General features: G+C 35.9%; 14 protein-coding genes and 1 tRNA gene. 5 read left to right on the forward strand and 10 right to left on the reverse strand.

Going from position 1 to position 10,980, the window contains the following annotated elements:
- Nucleotides 1-187: 187 nt before the first annotated feature.
- Nucleotides 188-261, forward strand: a tRNA-Arg gene (locus IKV95_RS02805).
- A gap of 320 nt (nucleotides 262-581) precedes the next feature.
- Nucleotides 582-953 carry a PaaI family thioesterase gene (locus tag IKV95_RS02810; protein WP_069126452.1) on the forward strand — a complete coding sequence of 124 codons (372 nt, stop codon included), beginning with the start codon at nucleotides 582-584 and terminating at the stop codon, nucleotides 951-953.
- On the opposite strand, the gene IKV95_RS02815 is transcribed toward IKV95_RS02810, so the two are convergent.
- Nucleotides 950-1,339 (reverse strand): hypothetical protein, encoded by a 390-nt coding sequence (locus IKV95_RS02815; protein ID WP_069120449.1) that lies wholly within the window; start codon nucleotides 1,337-1,339, stop codon nucleotides 950-952. The genes IKV95_RS02810 and IKV95_RS02815 overlap by 4 nt on opposite strands.
- 7 nt (nucleotides 1,340-1,346) lie before the next feature.
- On the reverse strand, nucleotides 1,347-2,060 hold the full coding sequence (locus tag IKV95_RS02820) for a DNA/RNA non-specific endonuclease (protein WP_081312126.1): 714 nt from the start codon (nucleotides 2,058-2,060) through the stop codon (nucleotides 1,347-1,349).
- Nucleotides 2,061-2,547: 487 nt separating this feature from the next.
- Here IKV95_RS02820 and IKV95_RS02825 point away from each other — a divergent pair, with 487 nt between their 5' ends.
- Nucleotides 2,548-3,279 carry an MIP/aquaporin family protein gene (locus IKV95_RS02825; RefSeq protein WP_287451393.1) on the forward strand — a complete coding sequence of 244 codons (732 nt, stop codon included), beginning with the start codon at nucleotides 2,548-2,550 and terminating at the stop codon, nucleotides 3,277-3,279.
- 180 nt (nucleotides 3,280-3,459) lie between these two features.
- Complete coding sequence (locus IKV95_RS02830) at nucleotides 3,460-3,660, forward strand: cold-shock protein (RefSeq protein WP_029090663.1); 201 nt, start codon at nucleotides 3,460-3,462, stop codon at nucleotides 3,658-3,660.
- A 222-nt stretch (nucleotides 3,661-3,882) separates the two neighbouring features.
- Here IKV95_RS02830 and IKV95_RS02835 read toward each other — a convergent pair whose 3' ends face one another.
- The 8 genes from IKV95_RS02835 to IKV95_RS02870 all read right to left on the reverse strand — a co-directional run bounded on the left by IKV95_RS02835 (nucleotide 3,883) and on the right by IKV95_RS02870 (nucleotide 10,616).
- Nucleotides 3,883-4,992 carry a D-alanine--D-alanine ligase gene (locus IKV95_RS02835; RefSeq protein ID WP_029090664.1) on the reverse strand — a complete coding sequence of 370 codons (1,110 nt, stop codon included), beginning with the start codon at nucleotides 4,990-4,992 and terminating at the stop codon, nucleotides 3,883-3,885.
- A 131-nt stretch (nucleotides 4,993-5,123) separates the two neighbouring features.
- Complete coding sequence (locus tag IKV95_RS02840) at nucleotides 5,124-5,900, reverse strand: hypothetical protein (protein ID WP_029090665.1); 777 nt, start codon at nucleotides 5,898-5,900, stop codon at nucleotides 5,124-5,126.
- A 42-nt stretch (nucleotides 5,901-5,942) separates the two neighbouring features.
- Nucleotides 5,943-6,107: an Lmo0850 family protein gene (locus IKV95_RS02845; RefSeq protein WP_154657725.1), complete on the reverse strand. Its 165-nt coding sequence runs from the start codon at nucleotides 6,105-6,107 to the stop codon at nucleotides 5,943-5,945.
- Between the two features lie 107 nt (nucleotides 6,108-6,214).
- Nucleotides 6,215-7,570, reverse strand: coding sequence for a PFL family protein (locus tag IKV95_RS02850; protein WP_069120441.1), 1,356 nt, complete (start codon nucleotides 7,568-7,570; stop codon nucleotides 6,215-6,217).
- Nucleotides 7,571-7,585: 15 nt separating this feature from the next.
- On the reverse strand, nucleotides 7,586-7,855 hold the full coding sequence (locus IKV95_RS02855; protein WP_029090667.1) for an ACT domain-containing protein: 270 nt from the start codon (nucleotides 7,853-7,855) through the stop codon (nucleotides 7,586-7,588).
- Between the two features lie 45 nt (nucleotides 7,856-7,900).
- Nucleotides 7,901-8,626 (reverse strand): GntR family transcriptional regulator, encoded by a 726-nt coding sequence (locus IKV95_RS02860; protein ID WP_287451394.1) that lies wholly within the window; start codon nucleotides 8,624-8,626, stop codon nucleotides 7,901-7,903.
- A 430-nt stretch (nucleotides 8,627-9,056) separates the two neighbouring features.
- Entirely contained in the window at nucleotides 9,057-9,779 is a 723-nt protein-coding gene (locus tag IKV95_RS02865; protein ID WP_069126449.1) for a gamma-glutamyl-gamma-aminobutyrate hydrolase family protein, read from the reverse strand.
- A 108-nt stretch (nucleotides 9,780-9,887) separates the two neighbouring features.
- Nucleotides 9,888-10,616 carry a gamma-glutamyl-gamma-aminobutyrate hydrolase family protein gene (locus tag IKV95_RS02870; RefSeq protein WP_162917866.1) on the reverse strand — a complete coding sequence of 243 codons (729 nt, stop codon included), beginning with the start codon at nucleotides 10,614-10,616 and terminating at the stop codon, nucleotides 9,888-9,890.
- Between the two features lie 203 nt (nucleotides 10,617-10,819).
- On the opposite strand from IKV95_RS02870, the gene IKV95_RS02875 reads away from it, so the two are divergent.
- The coding region (locus IKV95_RS02875) for a TetR/AcrR family transcriptional regulator (protein WP_287451395.1) at nucleotides 10,820-10,980 on the forward strand (161 nt) is incomplete at its 3' end.

Consider the following 10,980-nt stretch of genomic DNA (forward strand, 5'->3'; position numbering starts at 1 on the left):
TGTGTTGCATCTGGTTTTAATAACGTGTGATCTATCATTTTAGCGACTGACATCGAAAATCCTCCTTATTCATACACTATCCTCTTTTAGCATAACACTACCCGACAATTCTCTCAATAAAAAATTGTATTATAACACAAACAGCGCTTGTTTATCACTCAACTCTTTTGTTATAATCATTATATTAGTCTCGGTAGCTCAGTTGGATAGAGCATTCGTTTCCTAAACGATGTGCCGTGGGTTCGAGTCCCGCTCGGGGCATAGTTTAAACCTTAGAAAACCTTTAAAGATAGGCATTCTAAGGTTTTTATATTTTACTATTATAAAAGTATGTTACGATTCTTTAACTCTTCGTTTTTTATTATTATATAAATATTGCTTTACATAAAAAATTAAAATGAGCATCGACTAATTATGTCTACTAATAGACTAAATGATTATTCTATTTACTCAAAAAAACGATATAATTATACTGATTTTAGCACTAAATTCAGTAGTTAACTCATTATTTTTAAAAGAGCAATCTATCAATATCAGAAATATATCTACTTGCATACAAAATAGTTTAAGGAGTGATTTTTATGACTTTAATGGATCAATTACAAATGAAGCCCCTCTCAGTTTCCAAAGAAACAATCATTTACAACATGCCCGTTAATGCAGCAACAACGCAACCATTTGGTTACTTACACGGTGGTGCAACAGCTGCATTAGCTGAAACTGTTGCAAGCTTGGGTGCGTTACAACATATAAAAGAAAACGAAATTATTTTTGGCTTAGAGCTAAATATTAACCATTTAAAAGCTGTTAATACAGGTTCTGTTACAGCTACTGCTTTACCAATCCATATTGGCCGTACAAGCCATGTCTGGGATGTTCGAGTCGTTGATGAATCTAATAACTTAATCGCTGTGAGTCGCTGTACAATGGCTGTTAAAGCTAAACGACCTTAATCTATTATATCAGCAAGTATATTTGATGTTATTTGTTTGTTTGTATAGGCTTTTAAAAATTGAACAGCTGGATATGGATAAACTTCAACAGCTGCTGCCTCTAACGATACTGGAACTACCAGTGTCGTTTTATTTTGCTCAATAATATAATCGCCATCAATCGTCATTGCAACGAGTAAATCATCGCCTGAATCGAGATTAGGATTGTATAAATTGAGTACAACAGTATCCTCAGCTTTGAGTTTTTCATAAATTGCACACAGTTTTTCTTGAAACTCGTAGGCATTAAACAACAAATATTCTTTATAATCCGTGATTTGATCTGCAGCCAATTTTTCAAGCAATTCATCGACTGACAGTGAATCCGGGTAATTGGTCCAATTCATCGCGCATCTACCTTTCGTTTTTTATTGTTATATTAAACTTAATATCACCTTTCGTTGTTAAGCTTTGACCTTCCATTTTAACGTAAGCAGGCATTAACTCATCGTCTTTAAAAAGCGGTATAACTCTATAACGAACCTTATCACCTTTTAATATTGATCGGCGAATAGCGTTCTCATAATTTGTCATATCTGGTGAATTAACCGGATATTGATATATAGTCATCAAATTGCGACGATCTGTGCCACTTCCACCCAATTGTTTACCAATCAAATGACCACGGGAATGTAAGTACGGTTCTTTACCCGAAATAAAGCCTGTTGGTTTTATATTATACTCTGCTTTGGTTCCCGTATCATACATTGATTTTGTAATTAGTGCTTCGGCTGTTGTTACTCGACCTAACTTATCTAACTCTCCATAATGAATATAACCTGATTGTGACTCGTCTAAATCGGCATCACTGAAATCAGGTGCACCATTATCGGTTAAATGATCATCTGTTTCATTGATAGGCGGCGCAGTTTTTTTGTACTTGCTTGCACGTGATTCATTTGAAACACTAGATGAGTGAGTATCCTTTTTTGTATCATTCGTATAATAATTATATAGCTGTACTACCAAGGCTAATGCTATGACGATTAACAATGAAGAAAGCTTCATTTTACTTAATCGTTTATACTCTTTTTTCGTTATCTTTCTGTACTGTTTTTTCTTTGCCATCTGAATTTACTCACTCCTGCTTATTTGATATCTTTAGTATAACGTATTACTATCGCTTATCCCATCATTTTAAATGGCACGATTTTCAAGTGGACAAAGCTTTTTTCGTCACATAGTTGTCTTTTTCTTTTGTCGATTTCAAGACAATTACGAATTTTGTTGTCTTCAATACTCCTTTTTGGGTAAAATGTTTATATAACATGTACACGATCAAGGCGAACTTGTTTTAAATTGCAGCAAACAATCGTTTTATTACCTATATTCCCTACAATCTAAACAGAGTAAATGTAATCAACCTAGCTTGATTATTTATCTTTACTCTGAACAGTGTGAAGAGAATGATTGAGATAGTAGGCGCGATAAGTGAATGACGGGGCACGTACATACAGTACGTAATCCTGAGTGAACGAAGAGCAACAACCTAGCTTGATTATTTATCTTTACTCTGAAAAGAGACAACTTGATTAGTAACTATTGGAGGTATATCATGCCATACGACTTAACAACAAGAATTATTTCAGAAATAATTGGTACTGCTCTTTTAATTATCATCGGTAATGGTGCTGTCGCAAATGTGGAACTTAAAGGAGCGAAAGGACATAATTCAGGATGGATTGTCATTGCTTTTGGTTATGGTTTTGCTGTCATGATGCCCGCACTTATTTTTGGTGGTATTAGTGGTAACCATATTAATCCAGCTTTTACAATTGGGCTTGCATTTAATGACATGTTCCCTTGGTCAGAGGTTCTTCCTTATATCGGTGCACAATTACTTGGTGCTTTAATCGGACAATTAATTGTAGTTGCTGCTTTTAAACCTTATTACGATAAAACAAAAGAAGCAGAACGAATTTTAGCAACATTTTCCACGAACAATAATGCAAATAGTAAATTAAATGGTTTTATTAATGAATTTATTGGAAGTTTTATTCTTTTCTTTGGTGCTGTCGGAATTACCCGAGCTCCTTTCTTCGCAGACAATTCTGGAACAGCTCATTTAGCACTTGGTTTCCTTGTTTGTGCCTTGGTACTTTGTATCGGCGGTTCCACTGGACCAGCACTCAATCCCGCACGGGACTTGATGCCACGTATCTTACATAGCGTACTGCGTTTACAAAATAAAGGGAGTTCTCATTGGGATTATGCGTGGGTTCCAGTCGTGGCACCACTCCTTGCTGGCGTCGTAGCGATTAGTCTTTATCACTTTTTATATCTATAAATATTAAATTTTTTCACTTTTTATTGTATTATTTTAAAAATGTATTATGAATTATTGCCAAAGTGTGGTATTCTTAGTTTATAGTATTTTTGTAGGAGTAATTTGTAAGTGTTTCACTTCCATTTTTATGTCCAACAGGAATCAATATACGCCTAAAGGCATAAGGAGGTTTGTTTTAAAATGGCAAACGGTAAAGTAAAATGGTTTAACGCAGAAAAAGGTTTCGGTTTTATCGAACGCGAAGATGGCGATGATGTATTCGTACATTTCTCAGCGATCCAATCTGATGGTTTCAAATCATTAGACGAAGGTCAAGCAGTATCTTTCGACGTTGAAGATGGTCAACGCGGTCCTCAAGCAGCTAACGTTGTTAAAGACTAATTGTTGATTAAGAAACACCCACTTCTTTATGGAGTGGGTGTTTTTTTGTGTTCGTGCTAACATTGTTGCGAAGGTATGAGCTTACGATGAGAGTATGGGACGGAGCGAAAGCGAGTACCAATCCATCGAGAAAATACTTCCCAATGATACCCCTTATTGAGTTCCTCTCATTTCTTCTCAAAAAAAACAGCCCACATTTAAATGTGAGACTGTATCTTTTGATTAATTATTCTTATTTTGCAAGCGGGATTTCTGCTCATAACGCTCCATTGCTAATTCGATCATTCGATTGAGCAGCTCACCATATGGCAACCCTGATTCTGCCCACAAGAGCGGGAACATGCTGACTGGTGTAAAGCCTGGCATTGTGTTTAATTCATTTAAATAGATACTGTTGTCTGCCGTTACAAAGAAATCCGCACGCGACACACCAGTACCGTCTAAAGCGATATAAGCTTGCTTAGCATACTCAACAATTTGATCATACACACCATCATCTAAAGGCGATGGAATAATGAGCTCTGTTGATGTGTCCGCATATTTAGCTTTATATGTATAAAAAGCATGACTGTCGCCTTTAGGCATTATTTCGCCCGCTAACGAGACTTCAGGTCTTTCGTTCCCAAGTACCGCAACTTCGATTTCTCGAGCTGTAACGCCCTGCTCAACGACGATACGGCGGTCAAATAGGAATGCTTCTGTCATAGCAGCATCCAATTCTGATTCTTTCATTACTTTTGAAATACCGACACTTGATCCCATATTCGCTGGTTTAACAAATACTGGATAATTCAGCGTATTTATCGCTTCAATCATCTCTAATTTAGAGTCTTGCCAGTCAACATTTCTGACCGCAACAAAAGGTACTTGTGGGATATCAACTGCTTTGAAGATCTCTTTAGAAACGATTTTATCCATACCTGTTGATGATGCGATAACGTTAGCTCCCACATAAGGGATATTTAATGTTTCGAATAAACCTTGAATTGTTCCATCTTCTCCATTAGGACCATGTAAGACAGGAAAAGCAATGATGTTTTCTAATGCTGCAAACTCGGCAATATTAATTTTTTGTCCTACAGATTGTGTTTTTTCGCCATCGCCTAATAAAACATCACCTGTTTCACTAATAGTAAATTTCAACTGTTCTGAATTTTGGATAGGCGCTTGCAATTCTGGCCCTTTAATCCAATTTCCTTCATAGCTGATGTACATCGGTTGTATATTAAATTGATTATAATCTAATGCTTTAATAACTGAAAAAGCTGAAACCACTGATACTTCATGTTCAGCAGACTTCCCTCCATAAAAAACCACCACTGTTTGCTTCATTCTCAATTCCTCCTAGAAGTTTGCTTGTGCCCCTATCTTTCACTATATTTTACCATGTTTTATAAAAAATTTCTAAATTAAATCAATTCTATTAAAGTAAAAAAAGCCGTAAGTACATAACGGCTTTTTTACTAGTATTCAAATGTCCATTCATTATTTTTAATAGAATAAACAATCCATGCTTTTGGAACAATTTCATTTTCATTACCATCTAATGTAATATTTTCATCGTTTTCTTCATCACTATTTGCTATCGGTAAACGTATCTCTGTTTTCGTACGTTCAAGTTGGTCAAATGATAGAACACAACCTTCTTTCAATAACAACTTAAGCGAACGTAATAAGGTCACTGGTAACCCCACGATGCTTTTTTTACGTGGCTTCCCAAATAATGTTTTTTTATGTATGAGAACGGAAATTCGATCTGTTATCACATTAGCAATCATATCATAAAAACGTGTTATATCACGGTAATAAACCTTTGTACGTTCTCCTTCGTCCAGCGATAAATAGGCATACTCATTTTGTAATTTATAATAAAAAGGCGAACGGAGATGCGTCCCCCGATGAGCCAGATACAAAATTTCAGCAATTTCTTGGCCAGTGAGTTGATTTAACATATCAATTTCTTCAAAATCCAACCATGAAAAATTTTGCGTTTGTTTTTCTAGAACAATAGCACGCTGCTTCATTTTTTCTGTATCATCTATAAACCCAAAATTAGTATGCTGATTGTAATTAACGGTGTCATATTTTTTATCTAATAACAATAGGGCTGATGGTAATCGTTTTTTTCCAATACCATCAATAAATTCAGGAAAAGTAATCCCTCTTGAAATAACACTGTTCGTTACAGTATCTAAATATAAATAAACCTTTTTGTCTATGCTTACTTCGTTTTTCGCCACCCACGCTCACCTGACCCAACATGAATTATTTATCTCTAACAATCATTTTCTGTTAGATGGTACTACTGTTAATGTGCTCCGTCTTTGAACTATACTTCTCCAAACATCATGACGAGACTTAGTTTTTCCAACATCTACGCCCTGTTTTTGCAATTTATTAATTATGTCATTCAGGTTATCTTCAACTGTGTGGATATTTTTGCTCATCACGTTGCCCTCCTCGATTAGTTTTGACTAGCTACTATAGGATTACTTTACCACAAAATGAAAATAATAATCACATTTTAGAACATATTTTTGAAATTATTATTCATTTAATTTTTAAATGAGTGGATTGGTGCTGGAATTCTTCCGCCACGGTGAATAAATTCAGCTGAAGAGTATTGATTAATTGGCATAACTGGACAATATCCAAGTAGCCCACCAAACTCAACAACATCACCTACTTTTGTTCCTGGTGCAGGAATGAGACGTACCGCTGTTGTTTTATGGTTAATCACACCGATTGCCGCTTCATCTGCAATCATTGCTGCTATTGTTTCAGCTGGTGTATCACCAGGAATTGCAATCATATCAAGTCCAACAGAACAAATAGCTGTCATTGCCTCTAGTTTAGAGAGCGTCAACGAACCATTTACGACCGCATCAATCATCCCCGCATCTTCAGAAACAGGAATAAATGCACCGCTCAAACCACCCACATGACCACAGGCCATAACGCCACCTTTTTTCACAGCATCATTTAATAATGCCAGTGCCGCTGTTGTTCCGTGTGTTCCAACAACTTCTAAACCCATTTCCTCTAAAACATGAGCGACCGAATCACCGATTGCAGGCGTTGGTGCCAATGATAAGTCAACAATACCAAATGGTACCCCCAGTCTTTCAGAGGCTTCTACACCAACGAGTTGTCCCATTCGTGTGATTTTAAAGGCTGTTTTTTTCACAGTCTCAGCTACCACATCAAATGATTCACCTTTAACTTGCTCCAATGCTCGCTTAACAACACCAGGACCACTAACACCAACGTGAATAACACAATCTGCTTCACCTACACCATGAAAAGCACCAGCCATAAAAGGGTTATCTTCAACTGCATTTGCAAACACAACTAATTTTGCACAACCCAGTCCTTGGTTATCCCCAGTCAATTCAGCCGTCTCTTTAATAATTTCACCCATTTGTTTGACGGCATCCATATTAATACCCGCTCTTGTTGTCCCTACATTAACCGATGAACAAACACGTTCTGTTTGTGCTAATGCTTGAGGAATCGAGGCAATCAAACGTTCATCACCAATATTGTATCCTTTTTCAACTAGAGCTGAAAAACCACCAATAAAGTTAACGCCAACTGCCTTGGCTGCTTGATCCAAAGTATGAGCATATGCAACATAATCTGTATCACCTGATGCCCCTGCAATTAAAGCAATCGGTGTCACAGATATACGTTTATTAATAATCGGGATACCATATTCGGCACTAATCTGTTCACCAACTTCTACCAATTTAGCAGCCTTCGTCACAATTTTATTATAGATTTTCTGACGCGCTACTTCACCATCACTATCAATACAATCTAGAAGGGAAATCCCCATTGTAATTGTACGAATATCAAGGTTTTCTTCCTGTATCATACGAATTGTTTCTAGGACTTGTGCTGTCTCCATTTGATGTGGTCCCCCTTATAATTGATGCATACGATCAAAAATCGCTTGATTTTGAATCGCAATTTGCACTTTTAATTGTTCGCTTAGTTTATCAGCTTTAACTTTGACAGTTTCCAAATCATTTTTAGCATTCGACATATCAACTGTCATCATCATTGTGAAGTTACCATCTAAAATTGTTTGTGAGACATTTAAGATATTGATTGACTCCTGTGCAAGCAAAGTACTAACACCTGCGATAATTCCTGTGCCATCTCTTCCTAATACCGTTACGATTGCTTTCATTTATGATTCGTCCCCTTTAAAGTTTATTTTCAGGCAATTATTAAGTTAACCACCATGAATACGTGTCGAGAATTTGAAACGACTACCGACATATTGTGAATCAACATATTCAAATAATGTGCCATCACTCAGTGCTGTTGTTTGTCGCAGTCGCATAACAGGTGTACCTAAAGGCACTTCCAATAATGGGGCTATTTTTTCTGATACAGCTACAGCCTCCATCGTTTGTTGTGCATCACCAATTGTTAGATGAAATTTATCACTTACTGTTTGAAATAAAGAATTCGTCAATTCATCACGTGTTAATTTACTCGCAATATTCATTGGTATTGCTGCTGTTTCAAACAAAATAGGTGTGCTATCACCATATCTTATACGTTCAATCCGTAAGACATCATCATCCTCATCTAATTCTAAAGCCTTCGCTTCTTGACGTGTGGCTGGTTTCATCGAAAAAGAAACAATATGAGAAGATGGTGTTTTCCCTTGCTTAAGCATAAGGTTTGTAAAACTTGTAACCGCATCCATATTTTCAGTTACCTTTTCTTCCGAAACATATGTTCCCGAACCAATTCGACGATATAGTACGCCATCATCAACTAATGCTTGAATCGCTTGACGAACAGTCATTCGCGAAACATTAAATAATTCAGCTAATTGTCGTTCTGCTGGGATAGCCTCATGTACTGACCATTTAGCGTTATCAATGTCTTTTTTTATTTCATTTTGAATTTGCTGATAGATTGGTAATTTTGATTTTTTATTAATCATCCATTATCTCCCTCTTCCGAAAAACACAGACTTTTTTTGACTATACCAATAGTATAACGATAATCCTTTTGTGTAGCAATCGATATTCACACATCTAAAAAATAAAAAAAAAGAACTTGCTCAATAAATGCTAAAATCACCCTATAAAAGCGTTCAAAATATCATTTTTTTACAATTCTCGTTTATTTATTTACACATTTCGTGTCGTTTAATTTAAAACTACTCCAAATTAAAATATCTAGTATACCAGTGAAACATCGGACCTCATTTTTTAATACAGCATTTATTAGTGTCGAACAGTAATTTTACTAAATAAAATGCTAGCTCTATGATATAAATGATTAAATACAGAGTTAACATACTGTCCATAAAAAAAGCCCTCTCCGTTGATTGATTACCAATCATTTGAAAAGGACCTAAGGACTAAATTTTATAAAGTACTATATTCAATAAAAGCTCGAAACAAGCGTTTCATATCATCATTTTGGTGATACATTTGTTCAGGGTGCCATTGTACACCTGCCACAAATAAATCGCCTTCTTTTTCAAGCGCTTCGATAACACCATCAGAGGTTTTACCCGTGGCCTTAAAACCAGGTGCAAGTTCTTTAATCAACTGATGATGGAATGAATTAACACCAATGACTTCTTTATCAAAAATTTTAGCGAAGCAAGAATCTTTAGTGAGTTTTACATCATGTACTGGAAAGGCACCATCCGTTGCTTGAAGATGTTGTAATTTCGCGTGTGAAGCATACGAAACATCTTGGTAAAGTGAACCGCCATATGTCACATTGATTACTTGTGCGCCTCGACAGACACCTAAGACTGGTTTTCCTTGTGCAACGGCCTCTAACAATAATGCCTTTTCAAAAAAATCGCGTTCTGGATAACTTTCACCCGCCCGACTTAACGTTTCTTCACCATACTCATAGGGATTAACATCGTAACCACCACTCAATAACAAACCATCAATTCGTGCAATAAAAGCCGGAATGTAACTTGGATCAGTGACTGGAATGATAAAAGGAACCGCTCCTTCTTGTGCAATAGCTTCCACGTATTGTTCATTTACATATGAACGCTTAATAATAACTGGTGAATAAATTGGATCCAATAATACACTTCCTGATATACCAATAACTGTTGTCATAACCTATCTCCCTCGAATGTTCTATGTGCTTTGGTTTTATAACACTCACCATGGCATTTGAATTACTATTCTTCTATTGTATTAAATACGCTTGTTTTTTACCAACTTTTAAATTGCTACTTGTCGAACTTGTGTTTCTTTCACAAAATGGCGAAATAGCGGTATCATATCTGCCAACATTTCTGGATGCCACTGTACACCTAGTATGTGTAGCTCCCCTTCAGATTCGATTGCTTCAATCAATCCATCTTCACTAATGGCTGAAATTTTAAAACCATCTGCGACTTGATGCACAACTTGATGATGAAAAGAATTAACTGCAATCGTATTTTGAGAGAATACTTCTTTTAAAACTGATTCCCTCGCTATATGAATATCATGACTACTTGTAGAAGGAGCACCACTTTGTATATGTTGAATAGCTGTTGGTTTCATCAAAGAAATATCTTGATACAACGTACCACCAAAACTAATATTTAACAATTGCATCCCGCGGCAGATTCCCAATATCGGTTTCTTTTGATGTAGCGCTTCTTTAATTAAAGCCATTTCATAAATATCACGCGCTTTAAGTGTATCGCCTAATAAAGTATGTGCATCTTGTTGATACATATCGGGAGACACATCATACCCACCAGATATAATTAAACCATCAATCCGTGAAATAATTGCTGTTACATCATCTTTATTTATGAGGACAGGAAGCACTAATGGAATTGCATCCACTGCTTGAATAGCTTCGATGTAGTCATGACCAACGTACGTTTGATTGTGATCACAAAATTGCTGATCCCCGTTTTTCATAATACTGCCAGTAATCCCTATCATTGCCTTCATCTTCATGCCCTCCTTTTTTAATTCATACCATTCTAGTCTGATTAATAAGATTATAACGATATCTTTATAAAACTGCAAGTTTTTTTACTGAATTAGAACAGTATTCAGATTTTTTAATACTACTTATAATTGACAGAACAATTTTTATCGTTTATTATAAAAACATACCGAATGAATGTTTTTTTAAAAGGAAGGAGTATTCAATGTCTAAAAAATATAATTCTGACGAAACAATTGCTCATATAATACAAGTCGCAACTGCCTTATTTATTGAAAAAGGTTATGAAAAAACAACGATTCAAGATATCGTCGCTAACTTAGATGGTCTTTCTCGTGGTGCTATTTATCACCATTTTGATTCTAA

The sequence above is a fragment of the Brochothrix sp. genome (assembly GCF_017549435.1).
GTDB classification, from domain to species: Bacteria; Bacillota; Bacilli; order Lactobacillales; family Listeriaceae; genus Brochothrix; species Brochothrix thermosphacta.